Source organism: Flexivirga alba (genome assembly GCF_042661025.1).
GTDB classification, from domain to species: domain Bacteria; phylum Actinomycetota; class Actinomycetes; order Actinomycetales; family Dermatophilaceae; genus Flexivirga; species Flexivirga alba.
In genome coordinates this window covers 2,841,605-2,866,161 of record NZ_JBHSWH010000001.1, presented here as the reverse complement: position 1 = coordinate 2,866,161, position 24,557 = coordinate 2,841,605, and the positions used below count along the sequence as shown (strand labels likewise).

The 24,557-nt window shown below is 67.0% G+C and carries 21 protein-coding genes, 2 pseudogenes and 1 riboswitch; of the genes and pseudogenes, 11 read left to right on the top strand and 12 right to left on the bottom strand.

The window, feature by feature from the left end:
- The first annotated feature begins 12 nt into the window (after positions 1 to 12).
- Entirely contained in the window at positions 13 to 1,173 is a 1,161-nt protein-coding gene (locus ACFQDH_RS14015; RefSeq protein WP_382402303.1) for a citrate synthase, read from the top strand.
- On the opposite strand, the gene ACFQDH_RS14010 is transcribed toward ACFQDH_RS14015, so the two are convergent.
- The 3 genes from ACFQDH_RS14010 to lipB form a co-directional block, all read right to left on the bottom strand.
- Positions 1,131 to 2,294: a citrate/2-methylcitrate synthase gene (locus ACFQDH_RS14010; protein ID WP_382402301.1), complete on the bottom strand. Its 1,164-nt coding sequence runs from the start codon at positions 2,292 to 2,294 to the stop codon at positions 1,131 to 1,133. The two genes, ACFQDH_RS14015 and ACFQDH_RS14010, sit on opposite strands and share 43 nt — an antisense overlap.
- A gap of 292 nt (positions 2,295 to 2,586) precedes the next feature.
- Complete coding sequence (locus ACFQDH_RS14005) at positions 2,587 to 4,956, bottom strand: GNAT family N-acetyltransferase (protein WP_382402299.1); 2,370 nt, start codon at positions 4,954 to 4,956, stop codon at positions 2,587 to 2,589.
- Between the two features lie 88 nt (positions 4,957 to 5,044).
- Positions 5,045 to 5,674, bottom strand: a complete 630-nt coding sequence (lipB, locus tag ACFQDH_RS14000; protein WP_382402297.1) for a lipoyl(octanoyl) transferase LipB — start codon at positions 5,672 to 5,674, stop codon at positions 5,045 to 5,047.
- Between the two features lie 74 nt (positions 5,675 to 5,748).
- Positions 5,749 to 5,820: riboswitch (Fluoride riboswitch) on the top strand.
- 49 nt (positions 5,821 to 5,869) lie between these two features.
- Here lipB and ACFQDH_RS13995 point away from each other — a divergent pair.
- Genes ACFQDH_RS13995 through ACFQDH_RS13985 form a run of 3 tightly spaced genes read left to right on the top strand, consistent with a single transcriptional unit; the run spans position 5,870 to position 7,220 of the window.
- Positions 5,870 to 6,409 (top strand): universal stress protein, encoded by a 540-nt coding sequence (locus ACFQDH_RS13995; protein ID WP_382402295.1) that lies wholly within the window; start codon positions 5,870 to 5,872, stop codon positions 6,407 to 6,409.
- Positions 6,400 to 6,846: a fluoride efflux transporter FluC gene (locus tag ACFQDH_RS13990; RefSeq protein WP_382402293.1), complete on the top strand. Its 447-nt coding sequence runs from the start codon at positions 6,400 to 6,402 to the stop codon at positions 6,844 to 6,846. Before ACFQDH_RS13995 ends, ACFQDH_RS13990 begins: the two co-directional genes overlap by 10 nt.
- Positions 6,843 to 7,220, top strand: coding sequence for a fluoride efflux transporter FluC (locus tag ACFQDH_RS13985; RefSeq protein ID WP_382402291.1), 378 nt, complete (start codon positions 6,843 to 6,845; stop codon positions 7,218 to 7,220). Before ACFQDH_RS13990 ends, ACFQDH_RS13985 begins: the two co-directional genes overlap by 4 nt.
- Before the next feature lie 164 nt (positions 7,221 to 7,384).
- Here the strand turns inward: ACFQDH_RS13985 and ACFQDH_RS13980 are convergent, their stop codons facing one another.
- Both ACFQDH_RS13980 and ACFQDH_RS13975 read right to left on the bottom strand, forming a co-directional pair.
- Positions 7,385 to 8,833, bottom strand: a complete 1,449-nt coding sequence (locus ACFQDH_RS13980) for a gamma-aminobutyraldehyde dehydrogenase (RefSeq protein ID WP_382402289.1) — start codon at positions 8,831 to 8,833, stop codon at positions 7,385 to 7,387.
- Between the two features lie 177 nt (positions 8,834 to 9,010).
- Positions 9,011 to 10,383, bottom strand: a pseudogene (locus ACFQDH_RS13975) (L-serine ammonia-lyase).
- Positions 10,384 to 10,471: 88 nt separating this feature from the next.
- On the opposite strand from ACFQDH_RS13975, the gene ACFQDH_RS13970 reads away from it, so the two are divergent.
- The 5 genes from ACFQDH_RS13970 to ACFQDH_RS13950 are packed head-to-tail and all read left to right on the top strand — an operon-like array spanning position 10,472 to position 15,726.
- Positions 10,472 to 10,948: an Lrp/AsnC family transcriptional regulator gene (locus ACFQDH_RS13970; protein WP_382402287.1), complete on the top strand. Its 477-nt coding sequence runs from the start codon at positions 10,472 to 10,474 to the stop codon at positions 10,946 to 10,948.
- The gene (locus ACFQDH_RS13965) at positions 10,945 to 12,369 is read left to right on the top strand and encodes an aspartate aminotransferase family protein (protein WP_382402285.1); all 1,425 of its coding nucleotides are present in this window, start codon (positions 10,945 to 10,947) and stop codon (positions 12,367 to 12,369) included. The genes ACFQDH_RS13970 and ACFQDH_RS13965 overlap by 4 nt, the downstream gene beginning before the upstream one ends.
- 52 nt (positions 12,370 to 12,421) lie before the next feature.
- Positions 12,422 to 13,321, top strand: a complete 900-nt coding sequence (locus ACFQDH_RS13960) for a hypothetical protein (protein WP_382402283.1) — start codon at positions 12,422 to 12,424, stop codon at positions 13,319 to 13,321.
- A gap of 31 nt (positions 13,322 to 13,352) precedes the next feature.
- The gene (locus tag ACFQDH_RS13955) at positions 13,353 to 14,588 is read left to right on the top strand and encodes a saccharopine dehydrogenase family protein (RefSeq protein WP_382402281.1); all 1,236 of its coding nucleotides are present in this window, start codon (positions 13,353 to 13,355) and stop codon (positions 14,586 to 14,588) included.
- A gap of 40 nt (positions 14,589 to 14,628) precedes the next feature.
- A complete protein-coding gene (locus ACFQDH_RS13950) occupies positions 14,629 to 15,726 on the top strand; it encodes a winged helix DNA-binding domain-containing protein (protein ID WP_382402279.1) in 1,098 nt (365 codons plus the stop codon).
- On the opposite strand, the gene ACFQDH_RS13945 is transcribed toward ACFQDH_RS13950, so the two are convergent.
- The 4 genes from ACFQDH_RS13945 to ACFQDH_RS13930 form a co-directional block, all read right to left on the bottom strand.
- Positions 15,708 to 16,442: an alpha/beta fold hydrolase gene (locus tag ACFQDH_RS13945; RefSeq protein WP_382402277.1), complete on the bottom strand. Its 735-nt coding sequence runs from the start codon at positions 16,440 to 16,442 to the stop codon at positions 15,708 to 15,710. The genes ACFQDH_RS13950 and ACFQDH_RS13945 overlap by 19 nt on opposite strands.
- Before the next feature lie 19 nt (positions 16,443 to 16,461).
- Positions 16,462 to 17,094: an SIMPL domain-containing protein gene (locus ACFQDH_RS13940; protein ID WP_382402275.1), complete on the bottom strand. Its 633-nt coding sequence runs from the start codon at positions 17,092 to 17,094 to the stop codon at positions 16,462 to 16,464.
- A gap of 28 nt (positions 17,095 to 17,122) precedes the next feature.
- Positions 17,123 to 18,283, bottom strand: a complete 1,161-nt coding sequence (locus ACFQDH_RS13935; protein ID WP_382402273.1) for an AAA family ATPase — start codon at positions 18,281 to 18,283, stop codon at positions 17,123 to 17,125.
- 592 nt (positions 18,284 to 18,875) lie between these two features.
- On the bottom strand, positions 18,876 to 19,322 hold the full coding sequence (locus ACFQDH_RS13930) for a hypothetical protein (RefSeq protein WP_382402271.1): 447 nt from the start codon (positions 19,320 to 19,322) through the stop codon (positions 18,876 to 18,878).
- Between the two features lie 168 nt (positions 19,323 to 19,490).
- Between ACFQDH_RS13930 and ACFQDH_RS13925 the strand changes: the two genes are divergently transcribed.
- Entirely contained in the window at positions 19,491 to 20,636 is a 1,146-nt protein-coding gene (locus tag ACFQDH_RS13925; RefSeq protein ID WP_382402269.1) for an LOG family protein, read from the top strand.
- The gene (locus ACFQDH_RS13920; RefSeq protein WP_382402267.1) at positions 20,633 to 21,640 is read left to right on the top strand and encodes a LuxR C-terminal-related transcriptional regulator; all 1,008 of its coding nucleotides are present in this window, start codon (positions 20,633 to 20,635) and stop codon (positions 21,638 to 21,640) included. Before ACFQDH_RS13925 ends, ACFQDH_RS13920 begins: the two co-directional genes overlap by 4 nt.
- Here ACFQDH_RS13920 and ACFQDH_RS13915 read toward each other — a convergent pair.
- The 3 genes and pseudogenes from ACFQDH_RS13915 to ACFQDH_RS13905 all read right to left on the bottom strand — a co-directional run bounded on the left by ACFQDH_RS13915 (position 21,627) and on the right by ACFQDH_RS13905 (position 24,544).
- A complete protein-coding gene (locus ACFQDH_RS13915) occupies positions 21,627 to 22,460 on the bottom strand; it encodes a phosphatase PAP2 family protein (RefSeq protein ID WP_382402265.1) in 834 nt (277 codons plus the stop codon). The two genes, ACFQDH_RS13920 and ACFQDH_RS13915, sit on opposite strands and share 14 nt — an antisense overlap.
- An 18-nt stretch (positions 22,461 to 22,478) precedes the next feature.
- Positions 22,479 to 23,641, bottom strand: a pseudogene (gene rlmN, locus ACFQDH_RS13910) (dual-specificity RNA methyltransferase RlmN).
- A gap of 3 nt (positions 23,642 to 23,644) precedes the next feature.
- Entirely contained in the window at positions 23,645 to 24,544 is a 900-nt protein-coding gene (locus ACFQDH_RS13905; protein ID WP_382402263.1) for a phosphatidate cytidylyltransferase, read from the bottom strand.
- Between the last annotated feature and the right edge of the window lie 13 nt (positions 24,545 to 24,557).

Genomic DNA, 24,557 nt, shown 5'->3' with positions numbered 1-24,557 from the left:
TACCGTGAGTCCATGGACCGCGAGCTGATCACCACGGCACAGGCGGCCGACCTGCTGGGTGTCCGAGTCGCCACGGTCTATTCCTACGTCAGCCGCGGCGTGCTCCAGCCCGCCGAGACACACCGCAGCCGGCACGCAGGATCGATGTTCCTGCGGCAGGACATCGTCGCCATGGCCGACTCCCGCCGCCGCGTCCGGCGTGGCCGCTTCGAACTCACCATTGACACCGCGGTCAGCAGTGTCGAGCCGTCCGGTGTCCTGCTCTATCGAGGACACGACGTCGCCGAACTCGCCACGCGTGAGTCGTTCGAGGCCGTCGCTGAGATCGTGTGGGATGGTCAGGCCGACGACCGCGAATGGGCCGGCTGCCCCTTGACGAACCCGGACCCACGACTGACCTCTCGGGACCTCGTGCTCTGGGCGATCAGCCAGGCAGCAATCTCCGACCCAGATCGAGAGTCCCTCTCCCCCAAGCATTTCCGATCCGCAGGTCGACGTTCGATCCTGGCTGCGGCAACCGCCGTTGGACTGTCACGTGGATCGTCGGCCCAAGGTCGCGTCGCCGACCGCGTACTGGCAGGCGTCGCCACCGGAAGTCCGCCGGACGACGCGGCAGATGCCATCGACGTCGCACTCGGCCTGTTGGCGGACCACGAACTCGCGACATCGACGCTCGCCGCGCGCGCCGCGGCAAGCACCGGCGCGGATCCGTACGCCGTCATGACCGCCGGCGTCGCGGCCCTTGGCGGCGTTCGGCACGGTGGCGCCTCGGGCGCGGCATACGACCTGCTCAGCGCCGCGGTGGAAGGAGGTCTCCCGACCGATGGTCCGATGCCAGGTTTCGGGCACACCGTCTACGCCGACACCGATCCGCGGGCCACGGTGCTGCTGGACCTGGTCACGGATCTTGATGACGAGATCGCAGCTGTCACAGAGGATCTCGTGCTCCACGAGCGGCGTCGGACTGGTCTCGCTCCGAACGTCGACCTGGGACTTGCGGCGCTCACCCTCGCATGCGGGCTGCCCCGGCATACCGGCGAGATTGTCTTCACCATCGCCCGACTCGCCGGCTTCGTCGCTCACGGGATCGAGGAGCAGGGACACCCACTCCGGTTCCGGCCGCGTGCGACCTACACGGGAGAGCCGCCGCGTTCGACCTCCGGCCCGGTGTAGTGCGACAAGGGCCGGATGATCTTGCGGTCCCGGCTCTGTTCCAGCACGTGAGCCGTCCATCCCACCACCCGGCTGCACGCGAACGTCGGTGTGAACATCTCGCGCGGTATGCCGCAGGCCTGCATGACCACGCCGGCGTAGTACTCGACGTTGGCGCGCAACACCCGATCCGGCTTGGCCTCGGCGAGGACACTGACCACCTCGGCCTCGACCTGCACTGCGAGATCCGCGGTGGCACCGCCGAGCTCGATCGCGCTCTCCTTCAACAGTTCTGAGCGCGGATCGAGCCCTCGATAGACGGCGTGGCCGAACCCCATCACCCGGTTGCCGGACGCCAACTGGTCGCGCGCCCACGGCCGTGCGCGGTCCGCCGTGCCAATCTCGTCGAGTGCGTCGAGCGCCCGGCTCGGCGCGCCTCCGTGCAAGGGACCGGATAGCGACCCGATGCCGGCGACCAGGCACGCGGTGAGATCAGCGCCGGTGGAAGCGACGGTCCGGGCAGTGAACGTCGAGTTGTTGAAACCGTGGTCGATCGTCAGGATCAGGTAGCGGGTCAGGGCAGCCACGTGGTCCGGTTCCGGATCGACGCCGGTGACCAGCCACAGGTAGTTGCCGACGTGCCCGAGCTCAGGGCGAGAGCGACGTGGCTGCTCGTCGTGGGCCAGAGAGTACGCAGCCGCCACCAGCCACGGCACCACGGCGGCTCCACGAATCGCGGCCACCGCTTTGGTGGGCTCATCACTGTCCCACAGCGGACGGTCTCCGACCAGTGAGCCGTATGCCGACAGAGCGGTCCGCAGGGTCACCAGTGGGTCCGTCCCAGCCGAAGCGCGCATCACCGAGATTAGTTGGGCGGCAAGGGCATCCGGGACCGTCGCTGCTTTCGACGTGCGCTCGGTCCAGGCAGTCAGTTGGCCTTGATCGGGTAGCGACCCGCACACCAACAGGTGCCAGACCTCTTCGAACGAACGGGTTCTGGCGAGTCGGGTCGCGTCGTACTGCCGATAGTGGAAGAACCCCTCATCGCCGCGCACATCGCCAATAGTCGTGTCGGCGACGATCACGCCGGCGAGTCCGGGCGGGGCGACGAAAGGTGTTGTCGTCGTTGTGTTCTCGCTCATGAGCACAGCGTGGGCTCGTGCCCTGATCGCGGTCAATGTTGATCGTGTCAACATTCGTCGTGCGCTCGGCGACCTGCAGATGGTGCGGAGAAATGAGCGCACCATGTGCGGGCCGACAGTGCTTGACATCGACCGATCAGGAATAGGACCAGCAGCACGTGCGGTATGGCGCACGTCTTGCCGGCCTTAAAGGCTGGGCGGCTCGCCGAGGGCGCGGTGCCCTGCAGATGGTGCGCCCGCCGGCGCGCACGATGTGCAGGCTCACGCCGAAGACCGCCCAAGCGCCGGCGATCTACCGAACGTCCTCGACGTTGAGGGTGACCGACTGACCCTTGTACGCCTTGCGGTGATGCAGCGCCGCCAGCTTGGCGTAGGCACGGTGCTTGGGGTTGCGCTCACCGGCATACTGCAGCGGGTCGGCGACCCGCCCGGCTGCCGCGACGGCTCGCACCCGCTGTGCCACCGACCCGCCGAGGGTCTGCTCGACGAACTTCACCGGAAGCGTGGTGTAGAGCAGCTCGCCGTCGAGATCCGCTGCAGTCACGGGCTTTTCGTCGATCAGGTCGGCGACCAGCTGCTCGGCGACATTCGCGCCGGATGCCGTCGCGTAGTAGCAGTTGCGGCCGTAGCGGGGGTTGATCTCGAAGAAGACGACCTTGCCGTCGCGCGGGTCGCGGATCGCGTCCAGGTTGGCGAATCCGTGGTAATCGGCTTCGACGAGGATCTTCGAGCCGAGCTCGATCGCGTCGTCCAGCGGAGCCACGACCTGCACGTCCGGGATGCCGAGGTATGCCGGGCGCGGATCCTGCATCAGCACCTCTGACGCGCGCGCCAGCGTGATGCGGCCGTCCTTCGCACGGTAGAGCGTGATCGACAAAAGATCGGTGCCCGGGATGAATTCCTGGGCGAGCAGCTGACCGTCATACCCGGCGGCCTGCAGCTGGTCGAGCAACTCGTCCAGCTGTTGTTGACCCGCCACCTGGTAGAGCTTCTTCTTGCCCGGCATACGGAGAGCGGCGAAGTGGCCGGAGTCGGCCGGCTTGACGATGAGCGGCCACGGTAGGTCGAGATCGCCAGTGGCCGGGCGACCGTCGGCGAAGTCGAGCACGGCGGTGCGCGGCGTCGGCACACCGGCTGCCGCGCACAACTCGTTGAAGTCCTGCTTGTTCGAGACCTTGCGCAGCATCTCCGGCGACTCGTGCGGCACGACGACGTTCTTGCCGAGTGTGGTCCGTTTTGCCGACAGCGCCTGCACCAAGCCGTCGTGGTTGGTGAGCGGAATGACTGTCAGCTCAGGGTTTTCGGTTGCCAGCTTGCGGATCTCACGCAGGATCAGGTCGTAGTTGTGCACGCCGTCCGGGCCGACCTCGCGCACCTCGGAGATGATCGAGGAGTCCGCGATCGCTCCGGTGGTGAAGGGCACGACGGCGACGCTGGTCAGGCCGTAGCGCTCGTGGAAGGCGCGCGCGAGCGCGTAGCCGGAGAGGGTGAAGTCGAGGATCACCGGCAGCACCTTCGGCGCCGCGGTCGGGGGCTTCGGTGCACGCGTGACCGCGCCGGCGAGCTTGCCGGCTGCAGTGTCGGCGAGGTTGACCGCGTCGGACTTCGACCGCGGCACTCCCCCGACGATGGTGCGCGCGGTCTGCTTGGCACGCCCGACACCGGCGATCGCCTTCCGCTGTGCGTGATAGGCGCGCAGCACGTTCGGGCGCAGCACGAGGTCCCACGGTCCGGGTGCGTCGATCATCCCCTTCTTGGCGAAGGCGAGCTTGAACTCGTTGAGCGTGTCCAGATATGGCGAGCGGTCCGAGCCGCAGCCCAGGAAGTCGAAGAACGTCGCGCCCTCGGCCTTGGTCGCGCGCATCGTCCCCCACGCCATCAGGTATGCCGCGAGCAACTTGCGGGCCTCGGAGGACGATGCCGCGAAGTAGTAGTCGACCTCACCGTCATACACGGTGACCAGTGCCCAGGAGACGACTGTGCCCTGGTGCCGCACCGTGTAGAGCCGGCATACCTCGGGGCCGAGCTGCCGCAGCATCTCGTAGTAGAACGCCGGCGGCCGCAGCACGAAATCGCCGCGTTTGCCGGTCTCCTCGAAGATCGGGTAGATGACGTCGGCGAACTCCTGCTCACTGATCGCGGTGTCATCGGTGAAGACGAGCTCGTCGTTCTTCATCGCCTTGCGGATGTTGCGCCGCCCGCTCTGCGACATCTCCGACAGCAGCTGGTCCTCGTCCTTGGTCAGGTCGAGCACGATGGTGCGGTCGTAGAAGATCGCGATCAGCGGGTCGGTCAGGTCCGCGCCGGGGTGCACGGTGTGCAGCCGAAGCACGGCGGCGTTCGGCCGCTCACCACGGATGTATGACGCCAGGGCGTCCCGTAACTCACGCTCGCGCGCGGCGCTGCGGTCGTCGTCCAACCAGATCGGCCCGTGCTTGGCCCACAGCTGCTCCAGGAATCGGCCCGCGAACGACGTCAGGCTGAGCGCCGCCATCGGGGTGTCACCGTCAGTGACGACCAGGTACCGCCAGTGCTCCCGCCCGGGCAGCACGGAGTCGTACTGCGCCCATTCGGGCGACTGCTCGACGGGGACCGTCTTGCCGGCCCGGTGGACCGTGTCGAGGAATTCGGTGGCGGTGCAAGCGCGAACGGACAGCGTCACAAATCTGGCTTTCGTGGGGCGGGCTTGGGCGCCCCACAGCATACGGGGCGGGCACCCGTGCCCCCGGGCGACGCGTCGACGTGTCGCACTACCCCAGAATGTCCGGCAGGCGCTTCTCGATGAAGGGAAGCACCTCTGCGATGGTCACGTCGCGACCGAGCTCTTGGGTGAGCGACGTGACCCCGGCGTCCGGGATGCCACACGGGACAATGTTGTTCGCCCACGACAGATCACAGTCACAGTTGAGTGCGAATCCGTGCATGGTCACGTCTCGGCTGACCCGGACGCCGATCGCACCGATCTTGCGTTCGAGCTCGCCGTCCTCGGCGGGCAGCCACACGCCGCTGCGTCCTTCGACCCGCATCGTTGTCACGCCGAGGTCCGCACACACGTCGATCATCAGTTGCTCCAGCCGGCGCACGTGACCGACGACATCGAGTGGGATCGGCAGGCGCACGATCGGATAGCCGGTGAGCTGGCCCGGCCCGTGCCAGGTGATCCGGCCACCACGGTCGACCTCGACCACGGGTGTCTTGTCGACCGGCCGGTCATACCAAGCGGTCCGCTTGCCGGCCGTGTAGACGGCCTGGTGCTCGAGCAGCAGGGTGGTGTTCTCCTGTTCGCCCGCGACGACGCGGGCGTGCACCTCGCGTTGCAGATCCCACGCGGCCTGGTAGTCGACGAAGTCCGGGTCGAACCCGACGTGTTCGATGCGCATGGCATCACGCTACGCCGCCGGTGCTCGTCGATTCCGGCGCAGGGGTCGCCACGGGGTGGCCGAGATCCCCTATCCTGAGCGCGGGCGATGGATCCCGCCCGGGCGTGCGCCCGAACCGCAACACTGCTGATGGTTCCTACCACGTCGAGGTCGACGGGTAGGTCACGCTGCCCGTCATCACCCGGAGGGCCGAAGATGACTGCCGCGCAGCCACCACAGCCGAGTCCAGATCGCTTGGTGGATTTTCACGCCCATCCGATCGTGGTCGGCGTCATACCCGGACAGCCACCGCTGGTCGCCCTCACCGCCGTGAACCTGGCGCGCGCCGTCGGTGCTCCGTCGGTGCACTTCGGTTTCGCGGACCGCTCGCGCTACGTGGTGCAAGAGCATGAGGACGGCAGCGTGCGGCATGCGCCGATCGATCCGGATGACGCCGACGAGCAGTGGCGGGCCACCGCCGAGGACATCACCGAAGAATTGCGCAGCGTGCTCGGCGAGGACGGAGTCCCCTGGCACTTCCACTATCTGGCGGGACGGCCCGACCGCGCGCTGACGCACCTCGCCCGCTCGGTGGACGCGGCTGGTTTCGTGGTCGGCACTCGGGTCGGCAAGCACCCGATGCGGGAGTTCCTCGGGGAGTCCGTTTCGGTGCGCCTCGCGCACCACCAGCACCGCCCGGTGATCGTGGTGCCGATCCAGGTCGTCGACTGGTCGGACGGTCTGCCGTGGCACTGACGTCCACACGCCGCCACACCACCACCCGCCACGCTCATCGCAACCCATTCCTCCTCGGCACTGTCTTCGTCGGCGGCGCCTGCGGGACCGCCATACGTTCGCTGCTGGAAGACGCGTTCTCCCGGCCGACGGGCTCCTGGCCATGGATCACGTTCGCCATCAACGTGATCGGGGCATTCGTGCTCGGCTTCCTACTGGAAGCACTGGTCCGGTCCGGAGAGGACAGCGGCGGCCGACGCCTCGCCCGGTTGGGTGTCGGCACCGGACTGCTCGGCGGGTTCACGACATACAGCACGTTCATGGTGGAGACGACGAAGCTGCCGTGGCCGGTCGCCGTCGGGTATGCCGTCACCTCCGTCGTCGTCGGTGCCCTCGCGGCCTGGGCGGGCATCCGCGCTGCGCGCTCCGTCACCCTGCGCGGCGGTGAAAACGCATGACAACGTTACTGATTGCGCTCTGCGGTGGTGCTGGCGCGGTCTCCCGATTCGCCCTCGATGCGGAGGTCCGGCATCGGGTCCGCGGGTCGTTCCCGGTCGGCACCTTCGTGATCAACGTGCTCGGTTCGTTCCTGCTCGGAGTCCTCACCGGTGCGGCGACACATCACGCAGGGTGGCTGTCACCGACGGCGAAGGCGGGTCTCGGCACCGGCTTCTGCGGCGGTTTCACCACCTTCAGCACCGCGTCCGTGGAGACGACCCGGCTGTGGCTGACGACCGGCAAGACCGAGGGCGGCCGGTATGCCGTTGCCACCGTGGCGATTTCGTTGCTGGCCGCGTTTCTCGGTCTCGCCCTCGGCACCGCTCTCTCCTGATTGACCGGCATACCGAACGATTGAGCGGCATACGGATTCGCGTCGAATCCGTACGCCGCTCAATGCGGGGGTATGCCGGTCAATCAGATCTCGATCCCTACGATCGAGCTTCCACGCGCCGCTCCGGTCCTCGCTCCTTCGTCGCTGCGGTCCTCACGCCGCTGTCAGATCTCGATGTTGGCCATCACGTGCTTCACGCGCGTGTAGTCCTCGAAACCGTAGAGCGACAGGTCCTTGCCGTAGCCGCTGTGCTTGAAACCGCCGTGCGGCATCTCGGCGACCAGCGGAATGTGCGTGTTGATCCAGACGCAGCCGAAGTCGAGCGCCTTGGAGACCCGCATCGCCCGGCCGAAGTCCTTGGTCCACACCGAGGACGCCAGGCCGAAGGGCACGTCGTTCGCCCAGGCGATCGCGGCCTGTTCGTCGGTGAAACGCTGCACGGTGATGACCGGGCCGAAGATCTCCTGCTGGATCGCCTCGTCCGTCTGTTGCAGCCCGGACACGACCGTCGGCTCGATGAAGAAGCCATCGCCGAAACCGCTCGCCCGATGACCGCCGGCAGCGACGTTGGCGTTGTCCGGCAACCGGTCCAGAAACCCGGTCACGTGCTTCAACTGGTTGGCATTGTTGACCGGTCCGAGCAGCGCGTCCTCGCTGTCCGGCATACCGAGTTTCGCGTCGTTCTTGGCGAATTCGGCCAGTGCCGCCACGAAATCGTCGTGTATGCCGGGGGCGGCGAGCACCCTGGTCGCGGCGGTGCAGTCCTGACCGGCGTTGAAGTATCCGGCCGTCCCGATGCCCTCGATCGCTGCCTCGATGTCGGCATCATCGAAGACGATGACCGGCGCCTTGCCGCCCAACTCGAGGTGAACCCGCTTGAGATCCTTGGCCGCCGAGTTCGCGACCTGGATGCCCGCACGGATGGATCCGGTGATCGCCACCAGCTGCGGGGTGGGGTGCTCCACGAGCATCCGACCGGTCTCGCGGTCGCCGGTGATGACGTTGAACGTGCCGGCCGGCAGGAACTCCGACGCCAGCTCCGCCATCAGCAAAGTGGTCTCCGGTGTCGTGTCGCTCGGCTTGAGCACCACGGCGTTGCCCGCGGCCAGGGCCGGGGCGATCTTCCACATCGCCATCATCATCGGGTAGTTCCACGGGGTCACCTGACCGACGACACCGATCGGCTCACGACGAATGAATGACGTGTGCCCGGCCATGTATTCGCCGGCCGCCTTGCCTTCGAGCATCCGTGCTGCACCGGCGAAGAAGCGCAGCTGGTCGACCATCACCGGCACTTCCTCGCTGGCGGTCAGCGCGTAGGGCTTACCGGTGTTCTCGGCCTCCAACTTCACGAAGTCATCCGCGCGGGCCTCGATCGCGTCGGCGAACTTCAGCAGCGCGTGCTGTCGCTCACCGGGCGTGACCTGGCCCCATTCAGCGAACCCCTTGGAGGCCGCGCTGTATGCCGCATCGACATCTGCCTGCGTCGAAACAGGTGACTTGGCAACAACTTTCGCGGTCGACGGGTTGACGATGTCAATCGTCTGATCGGTCTCGGCAGCGACATACTCACCGCCGACGAAGTTGCGCAGCTCGCGCGGGCTGTCAGTCATACGACACTCCTTTGTGTGTTTGTCAGCACTTGAATCCTGCCTTCGCCCTCGGGCCTCGATACGGGCTCGCCTAGCGGCTCGCCCTACTCGACCAGCTTGGTCCTGTCAGCACTCGATGTCTTCTGTCGTGCTTCCGCGGCGCGCTCCGGGCCTCGTTCCTCGATCCTCGCGCACCTGTCAGCACTCGATCACATTCACGGCCAGGCCGCCACGTGCAGTTTCCTTGTACTTGATCGACATGTCGCGTCCGGTGTCGCGCATGGTCTTGATCGCCTTGTCCAGGCTCACGGTGTGCACGCCGGTGCCGTGGACCGCGAGGCGCGCGGCGTTGATCGCCTTCACACTCGCGATCGCGTTGCGTTCGATGCACGGGATCTGCACCAGGCCGCCGACCGGGTCGCAAGTCAGCCCGAGGTTGTGTTCGATGCCGATCTCGGCGGCGTTCTCGACCCGGGTAGGGCTGCCGCCCATGACTTCGGCCAGGCCGCCGGCAGCCATCGCGCACGCGGACCCGACCTCCCCTGGCAGCCGACCTCGGCGCCCGAGATCGAGGCATTCTCCTTGAAGAGGATGCCAATTGCCGCTGCTGTCAACAGGAATCGGACGACGCCGTCGTCGTCGGCATCCGGCACGAAGTTGACGTAGTAGTGCAGGACAGCCGGGATGATGCCCGCCGCGCCGTTGGTCGGCGCAGTCACGATCCGGCCGCCGGAGGCGTTCTCCTCGTTGACAGCGAGTGCGTAGAGGTTGACCCAGTCCATGACGCGCAGCGGATCATCGCGCAGTGCACCCTTGGTGAGCTCGCGGTAGAGCTCCGGGGCTCGGCGCGGCACTCGCAACCCACCCGGCAGGATTCCTTCGTGGCCGATGCCGGCCTGCACGCAGTCACGCATGACGGACCACAGATGCAGCAGTCCGCTGCGGACCTCTTCGGCTGATCGCCAGGCGAGCTCGTTGCGCATCATCAGGTCCGCGATCGAGCAGCCCTCACGTTCGCAGATGGCCAGCATTTCGGCACCGGTGGTGAAGGGCAACTCGACCTTCGTGTCGTCCAGCACGACGCGGTCCGCTCCGGCGGCTTCCTCGTTGACCACGAAGCCGCCACCAACGGAGTAGTAGACGTGCGAGGAAACGACTTCGCCCTGTGCGTCATACGCATCGAACTGCATGCCGTTGGGGTGCGCCGGCAGGGACTTGCGCCGGTGCATGACCAGGTCGGCGTCCGGGTCCCAACCGATCGACCGAGTGCCGTTCAACTGCAAGGTATGGCGCGCGCGCGCCTCCTCGATGCGAGCTTCGGTGGTTGCCGTGTCGACGGTCTCGGGGGCCTCGCCCTGCAGGCCGAGTACGACCGCCTTGTCCGAGCCGTGGCCGTGCCCGGTCGCACCGAGCGAACCGAACAACTGCGACTTCACCCGGCATACCGAATCCAACTGGCCGGCGGCCACCAGGCCGTCGACGAACGTCTTCGCGGCACGCATCGGTCCGACCGTGTGAGACGAGGACGGGCCGATCCCCACGGAATACAGGTCAAATGCGCTCAACGCCATAGGTAAAGCATAGCCATGTCGCGCAACCCGCGACGGAATTCGTAGGAAAATACTTGAACTACTTCGAAAACCGTGCCAATATGCAGACATGTCCGAGACTAATCGCAGTGTGACGGGTGCCACGCTCGACGATGTCTCCAAGGCGATCATCGCCCGACTGCAGACCGACGGCCGGGTTGCCTACTCCGCGATCGCTCGCGAGATCGGCTTGTCCGAGGCCGCAGTGCGCCAGCGGGTGCAGCGACTGCTCGACTCCGATGTGCTGCAGATCGTCGCGGTGACCGATCCCGCTCAGGTCGGCTTCGACCGCCAGGCGATGATCGGCGTCACCGTCCGCGGCGACATGCAGCCGGTGCAGAAGGCGCTGAGCGAGCTGCCCGAAGTCGCGTATGTCGTCCTGACCGCCGGCAGATTCGACCTGCTCGTCGAGGTCGTCTGTGTGGACGACGCTCACCTGCTCGACCTGCTCACCGCGCAGATCCGCACCATCGACGGAGTCACCGAGACCGAAACGTTCGTCTACCTGAAACTCGCCAAACAACGATACGACTGGGGAACGAGATGACCACTCCCACAACACAATCCAACGACCTGACTCCTGCGGGCACGCCTCGCAGCGAGGCTGCCCGTGACCACCTGTGGGGTCACTTCACCCGGCAGTCGGACTACGAACCCACCGATCAGGGTGGGCGCGGGCTCGCCATACCGACCATCGTCAAGGGTGACGGCGCCTACATCTGGGACGACAAGGGCAAGAAGTACCTGGACGGGCTGTCCGGCCTGTTCACCGTGCAGGTCGGACATGGCCGCACCGAACTCGCCGAGGCCGCGGCGGCGCAGGCCAAGGAACTCGCGTTCTTCCCGATCTGGTCCTACGCCCACCGCCCCGCGATCGACCTGGCCGAGCGCCTTGCGTCATACGCACCGGGTGACCTCAACCGCGTCTTCTTCACCACCGGTGGTGGCGAAGCCGTCGAGTCCGCATGGAAGCTGGCCAAGCACTACTTCAAGCTGACCGGCAAGCCCGGCAAGCACAAGGTGATCAGCCGCGCCGTCGCCTACCACGGCACGCCGCAAGGTGCCCTGTCGATCACTGGCCTGCCGCCGCTGAAGGAGATGTTCGAGCCGCTGGTGCCGGGTGCGTTCAAGGTGCCCAACACCAACATCTACCGTGCGCAGCCGGAGCTGCGTGACGACCCGAAGGCCTTCGGCCGCTGGGCCGCCGACCGGATCGCCGAGGCCATCGAGTTCGAGGGCGCCGACACCGTCGCGGCCGTATTCCTCGAGCCGGTGCAGAACGCCGGCGGCTGCTTCCCGCCGCCGCCCGGATACTTCGAGCGGGTGCGCGAGATCTGCGACGAGTATGACGTGCTGCTGGTCTCGGATGAGACGATCTGCGCCTTCGGCCGGATCGGCGAGATGTTCGCGTGCAAGGACTACGGCTACACGCCGGACATCATCACCTGCGCGAAGGGTATGTCGTCGGGCTACTCCCCCATCGGCGCGATGATCGCCAGCGATCGTCTCTTCGAACCGTTCAAGCACGGCACGACCAGCTTCCCGCACGGTTACACCTTCGGTGGCCACCCGGTGTCGGCCGCGGTCGCGATGGCCAACCTCGACATCTTCGAGAAGGAGGGCCTGGTCCAGCATGTGCACGAGAACGCCCCGAAGTTCCGCAGCACGCTGGAAAAGCTGGGCGACCTGCCGATCGTCGGCGACGTGCGCGGTGACGGCTTCTTTTACGGCATCGAGCTGGTCAAGGACAAGGAGACCCGCGAGACGTTCAACGACGACGAGGCCGAGCGCATGCTGCGTGGCTTCCTGTCCAAGGCGCTCTACGACTCCGGCCTCTACTGCCGCGCCGACGACCGCGGCGACCCGGTCGTGCAGCTGGCTCCGCCGTTGATCATCGGGCAGACCGAGTTCGACGAGATCGAGCAGAAGCTGCGCGGTGTGCTCACCGAGGCGTGGTCCATGCTCTGATCGAGCGGCATACCGGCGCATTGAGCGGCATACGAAATCGGCATGATTTCGTATGCCGCTCAATGCTGTCGTATGCCGCTCGATACGGTTCAGCACCATGGAGCCGTTGCCGACATATTGGCGCAGAGCGCAGGAGGGGCTGATCTACGCCTGGGGTTGGTCGACACAGTCGGCCGACGATGCGTTGTCCGTGGCCAACGAGCGGCTCGCCAACAGCATCAAGGCGATTCGCTCCGGCCTCTCGCGTGATAGGCGAGGTTCCTACGGGTGGGCGCCACCACGCGAGGAGACCCTGCACGAGATCCTTGATGCCGAGGGCGTGCTGGCGGCCGTTGTGTCTCGCAATCGGTATGGCGCCGATGTGCTCGGCACGGACCGACTGTTGATTGCCGACGTGGACGTGGCGCAGGTTCGTCCCATGGCCCGGTCGCTGCGCAAGCTGTTCGGTGGCAGGAGGGGCGGCGGCAAGAAGAGCGACGGTCCCGACGACAGCCCCAAGGGGCAGGCGCTGCGCGTCATACAGGATTTCGCGACCGCGCATCCGACCCTCGGCGTCCGTGCCTACGAGACGTTCGGCGGGTTTCGCGTCATCGTGACCGGGGCTCGGCTCGAGCCGAAGTCACCGGAGGCAGTGGCCCTGCTCGAACAACTCGGCACCGATCAGATCTACGTCCACCTGTGCCGGAAGTACAACACCTGCCGTGCGCGGCTCACCCCGAAACCGTGGCGCTGCGGGCTGCGGGCGCCGAAGCACATCTGGCCGTCTGAAACTGCGGAAGACGCGGCGGGCGCAGCGCGCTGGCTCAGCGAATACCAAGCTGCGACAACGGGGTTCGCCACCTGTCGGCTTGCGGGTCGCTTCGGGCTCCCGCCGGACGCTCTCGAGGCGCAGCTGATCGAGCTGCACGACCGGGCCACCCGCATCACGCAGACTCAGCTGCCATTGGCCTGAAGCGGGACGGGCGGGCTCTAGAGTCGTACTCATGGGTAACCGCGACTACGACATCGTCCTCTTCGGCGCGACCGGTTTCGTCGGCAAGCTGACCGCCGAATACCTCGCTGGACACCTCCCTGACGGCGTGCGGCTGGCACTGGCCGGACGCAACCGGGCCAAGGTCGAGCAGATCCGGGACGCGTTGCCCGGCGGCACCGACTGGCCCGTCCTGGTGGCGGATTCGTCCGACGCCGGCAGCCTCAGGTCGCTCGCCGAGAGTGCACGGGTCGTGATCAGCACCGTCGGTCCCTACGCGAAATACGGTTTGCCGCTGGTTGAGGCATGCGCCACGGCTGGAACCGATTATGTCGACCTCACTGGCGAGGTGCTCTTCGTCCGTGAGTCGATCGACCGCTTCCAGGACCTGGCGAACAGCACCGGCGCTCGGATCGTTCACTCGTGCGGATTCGACTCCGTCCCATCGGATCTGGGCGCGTTCGTATTGTCCGAGAAGGTCCATGCGGACGGTGCCGGCGACCTCGGCGACACGACGCTCTACATGGCGATGAAGGGCGGATTCAGCGGCGGCACCATCGCGTCCGCAATGACCCAGCTCGACGAGATCCGCGCCGACAAGGACAAGCGACGGATCGCCACCGACAAGTTCGCGCTCAGCCCGGCCCGTGGCGACGAGCCGAGCGGCGAATGGCGCGACAGTGCGGCCGTGCGTTACGCCTCCGACATCGGTGCGTGGACCGGCCCCTTCGTGATGGCGACCTACAACACGAGGATCGTCCGGCGGAGCAACGCACTGCTGCAACACTCCTACGGCAGTTCGTTCCGCTATCGCGAGGTGCAGCGCACCGGTCGTGGCCTGCGTGGTCGAGCCGCGGCATACGCGATGGCCGGTGGACTCGGGCTGGGCTTCGGTGCCATGTCGGTGCCGCTGCTGCGTCCCGTGGTCGAGCGAGTGCTGCCGTCTCCAGGTGATGGCCCGAGCGAGAAGTCGCGGGACGCCGGTTTCTTCCGAGCAACATTGCGCACAACGACGAGCACCGGCGCGTCATACCAGAGTGTTGTTGCGGCACAAGGCGATCCGGGCTACAAGGCAACTGCAGTGATGCTCGGAGAGAGCGCACTGAGCCTGGCCGTGTCTCGCGAAGAGTGCCCGCTGCCCGATGGTCTGAACGGTGGAGTCCTGACACCCGCCACCGCGCTTGGCAACGTGCTCGTCGAGCGACTGCGCGCCCAGGACTTCACCATCGACGCGAAAGCGGTGCACTAAGCGGACGGTTTCGGTCCGCTGCCACTTCTAGGCTGTTGCGATGACCGAACCCACCGTCCTCCGGACTCCCCGAGCACGGCGGTATGTCGGCCGGCTGCGCCTCGTCGCGCAGCGCCTCGTCCCTGCGACAGCATCGAGCCCGGCGGAAGCCGTGCAGCACATGACCTGCCTGCAAGCGCAGGACTTTCGGTCCGGACGATCCGCGGTCGCGCTGCGGTCAGGATGTGCGGTCGGCGACGTCGATGCGGCGCTGAACGCCGGTGACATCGTTCGGTCCTGGCCGATGCGGGGCACATTGCACCTGGTCGCTGCGACGGACTTGCGCTGGATGCTGGCACTCAACGGGGAGTCGATCTTGCACTCCGCTCGGCGTCGGCACTCGGAACTCGGGATCACGGCGCAGGACATCGAGACGGCGCGAATGGCCGCGGAGGAACGACTCCGTGGCGGGCGCGGCGTCGACCGTCCCGGTCTCTTCGCGCACTGGGAGGCGCACGGCATCGCCACCGCCGGCCAGCGCGGTGCACATCTGCTGCAGGCACTTTGCCTGCGCGCACATCTGGTCCTCGGACCCATCGTCGGCAGGCAGCAGCAGTTTGTCCTCTTCGACGAATGGATCCGCACGTCCGAGCCGGTGGATCGTGCTGCAAACATTGCTGATTGGGCACGTCGCTACTTTCGCTCGCACGGTCCTGCCACGGTCGCTGACTTCCGGTGGTGGAGCGGCGTGCTGCAGCGCGACTTGGCGCCGGTGTGGGATGCGGTGCGTGCGGACCTGGTCGAGCTGGTGGTGGACGGCACGGCATACTTCGTCGCACCCGAGACGATCGCCGCCTGGGAAGAACACGATGCGGCGACGCTCCGACCGCAACTCACGCCCGCCTTCGACGAGATCCTGCTCGGGTATGCCGACCGCACCCCGACCCTGGACAAGCAGCACATGGAGCAGGTGGTTCCAGGCGGCAACGGCATGTTCAAAGCAGCCCTGCTGGACGGTGGTGCTGCTGTCGCCACTTGGCGTCGCAAACCGGTCAAAAGTATTGTTGCTGTTGATGTTTCATCCTTCGATGGCGCGCTGTCGAAGCGTGCCGAACGCGCGCTGCCCGGCCTGGCGCGGCGCTACCCCTTCGCGCCCTGAGCTGCCACGGCCCTGGTCAGCTCGGCGCAGGCGGCAGTCACGGTCGCGACCCACACCGGTGGATCGGTGCTCCAGAAGTTGTGCACCACCCCCGGCACTTCGCTGAAGCGCGCCGACGGCACCAACTCGGCGAGTTGCCGCAGCGGCCAACTCGGCCGGATGTCCTCGGCCGCGGCAACGAACCGCATCGGCACTGGTGAGTCCGCCAGCGCCCGAAAGAGTTCGGGCTCGTGGATCCACCCGCGGAACGAAGCCTTCAACGCCTCGTGCACCTCCGGCACGAAGTCGATATCGAAGACGTCCTCAGTGTGCTGCAGACGTTCGTATTCGGCGGACCAGAACCGGTCGTACTGCAAGCCGCGACCAGCAACGCCGACGACTCCGCTGACGCGATCAGGGTGGTCGAGGGCGTATCGGACCGCGAGATCGGAACCCCACGAGTGGCCGAGCACGAGCCACGTCTCAAGTCCGAGCTCCCGGCGGATATCTTCCACATCAGCTATGGCGGTCGCCAGGTCGTGACCACCGCCACCGGAACGTCCGACACCGCGAGGATCGGGAAACCAGGCCCGGAAACCACGCGGCGCAAGGCTTTCATCGGCCAGGTAATGCACGCACCCCGGGCCGCCGGAAAGCACGACGACATCGGGACCATCGACCGTCGCGGCGACCTGAAGCGACACGCCGTCGCGAGCAGCAATGAATCGATGATCCACGATCAGCGGTGACCGTGAATCATTTGAAACTCCAATGGATCTGGACGGATATGGTGGAGCTGTCCTCTCCTTGGGCCACGGGCATCGGCGCCGCTGCGGCCATCATCGCTCGACCCCGTGGCAGCGGCGGCCTGAGCACTCCGCCGAGCTCGACGACCGACTCCGCTCGGCCAAGGGCGCGGCCGGTCAGGCGCGCGTAGTCCGTGGCCTTGGCGTGCGCGTGCTCCACTGCCTCCTGGCGTGCTTCGGCAAGTGCGCTCTCGGTCGCCTCGCCCGAGAGCGAGACGTCGTCGATCTGCAGCGCGGCTCCACCCGCGTCGACCAACTCCCCCAGCAACCGGTCCAACAGCGACAGGTCGGTCACACGCACCCGGACGGTTTGCTGTGCGTCATACCCACGGATCTGTTCGGTCTCCTCGGACCAGACCTTGTGCGGCGACACGCTCACGGCTTCGGTGCGCACGTCGGCGTCCGGGATGCCGACGGCGCGCAACACCTCGAATGCCTTGGTCACGGCGGCACCCGCGTCGCGCAGTGCAGCACCGGGCTGTGGTTGTCTGCTCTCGATCCGCACGCGGACCGCAGCCTCGGTCGTCGGCACACGGACGGATCCGACTCCGGTCACCGTCACCCCGGCTTGCTCGTCAACCATGTTCTCAGTGTGCATCACCGAGCGACCTTCAGCGCGAACCCCACTCCCACGACGGCCGGGTCAGCAAACCCTGGCCCTGGACCACGGTCTCACCAAGATCCTTGGCGAGCACGACCTCACCGAGTAGGTCGTCGTCGGCGCGAAGCGCCTCGATCAGCACACGTGAATGAGACACGACCACTATTTGGGAGCGAAGCGCCGCCTGCCGGATCAGTCTGGCCAGCGGCAGGATCAGCGACGGATGCAACGAGGTCTCCGGCTCGTTGAGCACCATCATTGGCGGTGGCTCGACGGTGAGCAACGCAGTTGCCAGCAGCAGGTAGCGCAACGTGCCGTCAGACAGCTCCGCCGCCCGCAACGGACGCAGCATGCCAGGCTGCGCGATCGCGACGTCGAAGAGCCCGTCGGTGATCAGCACCTGCGGAGTGGCCCCGTCGAACGCATCGGCGATGGTGCGCTCGAGGTCGCCGAAACCGTTCTCCAGAATCGTCTGCACGGCGGCGGCGAGATCCGACCCGTCACCCGACAGGACCGGGGTACGGGTGCCCACCTGGGGGCGACGCGCGGGCGCGTCGGCGTCGACCCGGAAACCGTCGTAGAAGCGCCACGAACGGACCGCCGAGCGCACCGCGAACACCTCCGGCGCGACCTGCCGGTCGGCATACTCCCCCAGCACACTTCGGTATGGCGCCAACCCGTCGGTCACATCCGACCACGAACGTCCGTCGCGGACCTGCACCGAACCCCGCCTCCGACGCACCGACACCGTCGCCGGCCGCATGACCGGGCCGCTGAAGATCAGCTCACGCTTGACCTGTGGATCGCGCTGGAAGGCAGTGGGCAATCCGGTCGGCTGCGGAAGGCCGAGGTCGACCAGATAGCCGAAATCGTCACTGGCATAACCCATTCGGAGACTGATGGGTCCCTTGCGGACCGTGCCCTCGACCGGTGCACCCCGGCGGGCGCCGGATAGTGACTCCGGCCCTGCCCACAGCGCCGACTGCAACCCGCCCTCGCGTGCCAGGGTGCTGACGACGTGTCCCTCGCCGCACTGAGCCAGCAGCCGCAACGCCCGGTAGAGAGACGACTTCCCGCTGCCGTTGCCGCCGGTCACGGCGGTGAGCGGGCTCAGCGGCACCACGACGTCCCGCAGCGACCGGTAGCCGCTAACCGCGAGAGTGGTGATCACGCACCGAAGGTAGCTGCGCGCGGTGACAGCACCCTCCCGTGATTCGATCCGAGGTCACCTGGGTTCCGGGCCCGGGCCGTTGCGGGTCATTGCGGGTATGCCGATCGTGCGGGAGCGCCCGGCGCACTCTCTGCAGGACGCCCGTACCCGTCACGCCGCCGCGCCACCCCAGGTATGCAGAACGTGCGGCATACCGCCCCATGTGCTGGCCCGGAACACCGCCACTGTCAACGGAGTGTCTCCGGCCTGCACAGTGTGCGGTGGCAGGGCCGGACCTCGAGACGCTCCTTCGTCGCTCCTCGGCCACCTCGCTATGCCGTTCGGCCACCTCCGGGCGGGACCTCGAGACGCTCCTTCGTCGCTCCTCGGCCACCTCGCTATGCCGTTCGGCCACCTTCGGGCGGGACCTCGAGACGTCTCCTCCGCTTCGCTCCCCCGACTCCTCGGCCACCTCTGTGTGCCGACAGCCCACGACAAGGCGACTGAACGAAAAGCGGACGGCCGCGGAGACGACGACCAACACAGGAAGGGACCCCGGCGAACTCGTTCGCCGGGGTCCCTTCCTGTGTTGCGAGGAGTCGTAGCAGAGAACTCAGCAGGGGCCGTGCAGCCCGAGGGTGTCGCGGACGGTCTGCGGAGCGATTCCGCAGCCGATGCTCGCGGTGCCGAGGTCACGGACGGTCCACGTGCTGCCGGACTTCTGCAGCAGCACCTGCGCCGGGTCGGTCTGACCGTTCTTCGGTGTCGCGAGTGCCGAGGCCCACGCTTGATCGCCGGTGAACTTCACCTGGCTGACGGTAACGTTGCTCGGCTTGACGGCGCCGAGCAGGTTGCTGTGCCGGATCGCGGTGGCGACCAGCTGAGTATCCGTGGGAGTCGTCCGATGCGTGGTGGTCGAGCCTGCCTGGTGGACAGCCGGGATCTGCACGGACGGCGCGTGATGGCCGCGCTCGAGCGCCGACGCCTGAGTCGGCGCGACAACGGCCGCTCCGGCGACGAGAAGTGCTCCGATGGTGAAGGTGACCGTGGTGCGCTTCATGTGGCTTCCTACCTTTCCGCGACGAAAGTCGCGATCCCCGAGTGGTGTCCGACGCAACCGCGCCCGACTGTGTGGAAGACGCCTCATTGTCCCATCCGGTTGGCACGAGTCGAGGCCTGTGATCGGATCGTGACCTCTGCGGCCGAACCCATCAGGTTGAATCGTCAGGTGTCCACGACCGAGGTCGAATCCCTTGCGAAGCTGCGGCGTTTGCTCGCCGACGGTTCGTCCGTCTGTGACCTGCGGCTGCAGGACCTCGATCTGACCGAGGTCGAGACCGAACTTCTCGGGATCGACGACTTCACCGGTGTCGTCGTGCTCGGCGGTCGGATGAGCGACGATCTGCACCGTCACCTGCGGCTGCATGGCGCCCTGGTCTTCCCTGCCGACCCCGGCGTGCCGTTCGATGCCTGGCGGTCCCGCCTCTACCGCCCACGCGAGTTGTATGCCGGGCTGCACGAGCACGGGTATGACGCAACCCCTGACGCACGCGCCTACCACTGGTCACTCGAGCCGGACCAGGACGTCTACTCGTCGCTGTTGCGCGCCATACACGACGACAGCATCAGCGACGCGCTGGGTGAATTCGTCGATGGCAGAACGCTTGTCGGCGTGATGGGCGGGCACGCAGTTCAGCGCGGGTCGGCGGACTACACGGCGGCCGCGAATCTCGGGCACTCCCTCGCGTCGGCGGGCGCGGTCGTCGCCACGGGTGGTGGACCCGGTGCGATGGAGGCCGCGAATCTCGGTGCGCTGTGCACTGATCCTGCGCTGCTTGCCCCGGCCATCGAACAACTCGCGACAGTGCCGTCCTTCCGGCCGGACATCACCGCCTGGGCGCGCGTCGCGTTCGAGGTGCGCGACAACGTCACCGCGGACACCGGGGCGCCGCGTAGCCTCGGCATACCGACGTGGTTCTACGGCCACGAGCCGCCGAACGCGTTCGCGAACCGGATGGCGAAGTTCTTCTCCAACGCCTTGCGTGAAGACATCCTGCTGCGGGTCTGCAATGGCGGCATCATCGTGCTGCCCGGCGCTGCGGGAACCGTGCAGGAGATCTTCCAGGTCGCGACCGCGCTCTACTACGCCGACTCGGCACGGAACGTGCTGCCGCCCCTGGTGCTCGTCGGTGAGCAGTACTGGAGCACCCAGGTTCCCGTTTGGGACGTGTTGCAGGCACTGGCGGCGGACCGACCGATGGCGGGCGCCATACACCTGGTTGGCGACGTCGAGACAGCTTGCAGCACAATTGCAGACATAGCGTCCGCACAGGAATGCACCCACCGACCGACGGAAGGCGGCAAGGCACCGTGACCGATGCCCGCGCACACTCGGCCGAGAGCTTCTCGCCGTTCGCGGTCTCCGTGCTGCGCGCGGCGGACCGGCGGCTGCGCTTCTGCGATCGCGGAGACATGATCACGCGGTATGCCGCCTGTCGCGCGGCGATGTGCGCACTGACCCAGGTGGACACCTTCTACATCGGTCACTACATCGGTCCGACCACGCTGTCGATCCCGTATTGCGTTGACAACAAACAGTTCCTGAGCGCGGACGTGCAGCAGTTCGGCCCCAACGGCCTGTCGGAATACATCCGCTCGACCGGCCAGCAGTATCGCTACAAGCAGGACGACGGACGACGCGCCCGGATGGGCTGGAGTTCCGGGCGTCCGATTCTCGACGTCCTCGTGGTGCCCCTGAGGCACCCGGAGTCCGGCGAGATCCTCGGCATGATGTGTGTCGAGAACTCCACTGCGGACACCTTCGACGGCGAGACGGCCCGCGCGATGGAGTGGCTCGGTCGTGCGCTGGTGTGGGAGATGACGCAGGACCGCAGCTTCGCCGACGACTTGGGGCTCTACGAGCTCTACCCCGAGTTGGACAGCACCCAGCCTCGGGACGAAGCCGAGATGTTGCGCACCCTGACCGCCGAACTCGAACGAATGCGACTGGCGTTGCACGCGATCGAGCTACCGGACACGGCAGAGCTCGTCGAACAACGCAGTGCCCTGGACGAGGCCCGCGCCTCTGGCGAGCGGCTACACCTGCGGCTCGCCGACGCCATGCAGACGGTCCGCATCGAGCAGACGACACCGAAGGACATCACCGCCGGCCTGACCACCCGAGAGCTGGAGATCGCAATGCTCATCGCGGTCGACGGATTGTCCAACCGGCAGCTGGCGACCCGCTTGTTCATCTCGGAGAAGACCGTCAAGGTCCACGTCGGCAACGTGCTGCGCAAGCTGGGCATCTCCCAGCGCTCCGCGATTCCCTACATCATCGGGTCGATCCACCCGTCGGCGACGCTCAAGGAGCAGTAGCCGGCACCTTCGCGTCGGTGCCCACCGACGCCCCGTGTGGCGCCGGTGGCGTCATACGCCAGCGGTCGATCAGCGCGAGGACGCCACGGCGCAGCCACGCCGCGACGACCAGGATCGCGATCGCGACCACGCCGTCCAGCCACCAGTGGTTGGCTGTCGCAACGACCACGAACACGGTCACCACGAAGTGTGCCGGGCCGATCCACCGCCAGTGTGACGTGCTGACCCGCCAGGAATACCACCCGACCACGGCGGCGAAGAGCACGTGCACCGAGGGCATCGCACCGAAGTTGTCGACCGAGAAGCCGGCGTTGTAGACCGACTGCCCGTAGAGCTCCGCCGTGTCGACATACCCAGGCAGCAACCGGGGCGGAGCGACGGCCAGGAACTGCACGAAGAAGCACCCGAGAGTGCTGAGCGCGACCGTAGTGCGGACCGCGGGATAGCTGTCACGATGCCGAAAGTACAACCACACCAGGAAGATCCCCATGCCGGTGAAATGCATGCTGGCGTAGAAGAGGTTGGCCAACTTCACGATCGTGTCGTGGCCAAGGATGAGGTTCTGCACGCTGCGTTCGTTCGGAAAGAACATCGCCGACTGCACGCGCTCGATCCAGTGCGCACGCCCGACCGCGTCACCGCCGTCGTTCGAGGTGACCTGCTGCAGGATCTGCCAGAACGCGAAGAGGAACGCGATGATCGCGCCCTCCCGGCAGAAGGTCGCGATGCCCGGCCGGCGACGTCGCAGCACCGGCCAGAGGGCCGCGAGCACCAGCCCGACAGCGAGTGCCTGGCGCCAGTTCAGCATCAGATTCGGCATCGGACTCACGGACCTCGGTCAGGCGGTCGAGGCGGCGAGCTGGCCACACGCGCCGTCGATGTCCGACCCGCGGGTGTCCCGGACCGTGGTGGGTATGCCGTGGGCGCGCAGCCGCTCGACGAACTGCTGCTCGACGCCCTTTCGGGAAGCGGTCCACTTGGAGCCGGGCGTCGGGTTGAGCGGGATCGGGTTGACGTGGACCCAGCCCTTGCCGCGGGCGCGCAGCTTCTGGCCGAGGAGGTCGGCGCGCCACGCGTGGTCGTTCATGTCCTTGATCAGCGCGTATTCGATCGACACGCGCCGCCCCGTCTTCTCGTAGTAGCGGTATGCCGCGTCGAGCGCCTCGTCGACGGTCCAACGCGTATTGATCGGGACGAGTTCGTTGCGCAGCTCGTCGTCCGGCGCGTGCAGCGACAATGCCAACGTGACCGGAATTCCTTCTGCCGCAAGCTTGTCGATAGCCGGCACGAGTCCCACCGTCGACATCGTCACGTGCCGGGCCGACATACCGAGGCCCGCAGGTGCCGGGTCGACGAGCCGATGTATGGCGTTGATCGCCTGCCGGTAGTTGGCGAGGGCCTCACCCATGCCCATGAAGACGACGTTGGAGACGCGCAACGGCGTCTCGCGTGACTCGTCGTCGCCGCCGGCAACAGCACCCTCGCGCAGCATGCGGGCACCCGCCACGACCTGACCGACGATCTCGGCGGTCGTCAGGTTGCGGGTCAGGCCCTCCTGCCCGGTGGCACAGAACGGGCAGTTCATGCCGCAGCCGGCCTGGCTGGAGATGCACATCGTCACCCTGCCCGGGTAGCGCATCAGCACCGACTCCACCAGGGCACCGTCGAACAGGCGCCATACCTGCTTGACGGTGCGACCGTCGTCGGCGTTCAGCGTGCGCACCGAGGTCAGCAGCTTCGGCAGCATCGCGTCGACCAGCTCGGCTCGGCCCGCGGCCGGCAGGTCGGACATCTGCTCGGGGTCGTCGACGAAGTGCTCGAAGTAGTGAGTCGACAGCTGCTTCGCGCGAAAACCCTTGTGTCCCAGGGCTTCCACCGCAGCCTTGCGGCCGGCCTCGTCGAAGTCGGCCAGGTGCTGCGGCGGCTTCCGCGGCGCGGCGCAGCGAAGGTCAGCTGGCCGGGAACGGGCTTCTTGGTCGAAGGAGTGGGTAGATCAGTCATTCGTCATTTCACCGCCACCAATGGGGTCAGGATGGCCCATGCGACCGGGACGACGACCAGCAGGGAGTCCAGCCGGTCCATCAGCCCGCCGTGGCCGGGGATCAGGTTGCTCATGTCCTTGATGCCGAGATCGCGCTTGATCATCGACTCGCACAGGTCGCCGACGGTGGCCGCCACCACCGCGAGCGCCCCGAGGAGTGCGCCGACCCACCAGCGACCGTCGAGCAGCAGCACCACGCTGAGGCTGCCGCCGACGACGCATGCGGTCGCAGAGCCGGCGAAGCCCTCCCAGGACTTCTTCGGCGAGACGCTGGGGGCCATCGGGTGCTTGCCGGCGATAACCCCGACGATGTAGCCGCCGATGTCGCTGCAGATGGTCACCACGATGAAGACGACGATCCGCTGCGGGCCGTCGTCCGCCGCGAGCAGCAGCATCGCGAAGCCGACGAGCGCGGGCACATAGAGCGTCGTCAGCGCACCGCCGGCTATGTCCGCGGGCATCCCTTCGGCGTGGCCGAGCGAGCGCCATACGACGATCAGCAGGACGGCGAAGACGGCCGCGAAGGCCAGCGCGGTGGCGCCCCAGAGGTAGGCGACCAGCGGCAGTGCTGCCGCTGACGCGAGCGTTGGAATGGCCGGCGGGTGCAGGTCGCCGTGCGCCATCGCACGCAGCATCTCGACGCAGCCGATGACCGCCGCAGCCATCGCGACAGCGACGAAGAGTTCTTTCCGGACGAACAGGCTGAGCACCACGATGGCCCCGAGCAGCACACCGACCCCGATCGCGGCGTAGAGGTTACGGCCGGCGCGCGGGGTCGGGTTGTGGGCAGCAGGAGCGGCGGGGGCCGGTGTGGGCTCCGTGCGCGCTTTCCGGGCTGCCCGACGTGAATGGGGCTCAGACATCTGCGGTGGTTGC

Bases quoted from the DNA above. Each gene is read 5' to 3' on its own strand.
- ACFQDH_RS13970 (WP_382402287.1), top strand. From the start codon at position 10,472: ATGTCCGAGACTAATCGCAGTGTGACGGGTGCCACGCTCGACGATGTC.
- lipB (WP_382402297.1), bottom strand. From the start codon at position 5,674: ATGCGCATCGAACACGTCGGGTTCGACCCGGACTTCGTCGACTACCAG.
- ACFQDH_RS13980 (WP_382402289.1), bottom strand. From the start codon at position 8,833: ATGACTGACAGCCCGCGCGAGCTGCGCAACTTCGTCGGCGGTGAGTAT.
- ACFQDH_RS13930 (WP_382402271.1), bottom strand. From the start codon at position 19,322: ATGAAGCGCACCACGGTCACCTTCACCATCGGAGCACTTCTCGTCGCC.
- ACFQDH_RS13960 (WP_382402283.1), top strand. From the start codon at position 12,422: ATGCCGCTCAATGCTGTCGTATGCCGCTCGATACGGTTCAGCACCATG.
- ACFQDH_RS13955 (WP_382402281.1), top strand. From the start codon at position 13,353: ATGGGTAACCGCGACTACGACATCGTCCTCTTCGGCGCGACCGGTTTC.
- ACFQDH_RS13965 (WP_382402285.1), top strand. From the start codon at position 10,945: ATGACCACTCCCACAACACAATCCAACGACCTGACTCCTGCGGGCACG.
- ACFQDH_RS13985 (WP_382402291.1), top strand. From the start codon at position 6,843: ATGACAACGTTACTGATTGCGCTCTGCGGTGGTGCTGGCGCGGTCTCC.
- ACFQDH_RS13950 (WP_382402279.1), top strand. From the start codon at position 14,629: ATGACCGAACCCACCGTCCTCCGGACTCCCCGAGCACGGCGGTATGTC.
- ACFQDH_RS13995 (WP_382402295.1), top strand. From the start codon at position 5,870: ATGACTGCCGCGCAGCCACCACAGCCGAGTCCAGATCGCTTGGTGGAT.
- ACFQDH_RS13915 (WP_382402265.1), bottom strand. From the start codon at position 22,460: ATGCCGAATCTGATGCTGAACTGGCGCCAGGCACTCGCTGTCGGGCTG.
- ACFQDH_RS14010 (WP_382402301.1), bottom strand. From the start codon at position 2,294: ATGAGCGAGAACACAACGACGACAACACCTTTCGTCGCCCCGCCCGGA.
- ACFQDH_RS13940 (WP_382402275.1), bottom strand. From the start codon at position 17,094: ATGGTTGACGAGCAAGCCGGGGTGACGGTGACCGGAGTCGGATCCGTC.
- ACFQDH_RS13905 (WP_382402263.1), bottom strand. From the start codon at position 24,544: ATGTCTGAGCCCCATTCACGTCGGGCAGCCCGGAAAGCGCGCACGGAG.
- ACFQDH_RS14015 (WP_382402303.1), top strand. From the start codon at position 13: ATGGACCGCGAGCTGATCACCACGGCACAGGCGGCCGACCTGCTGGGT.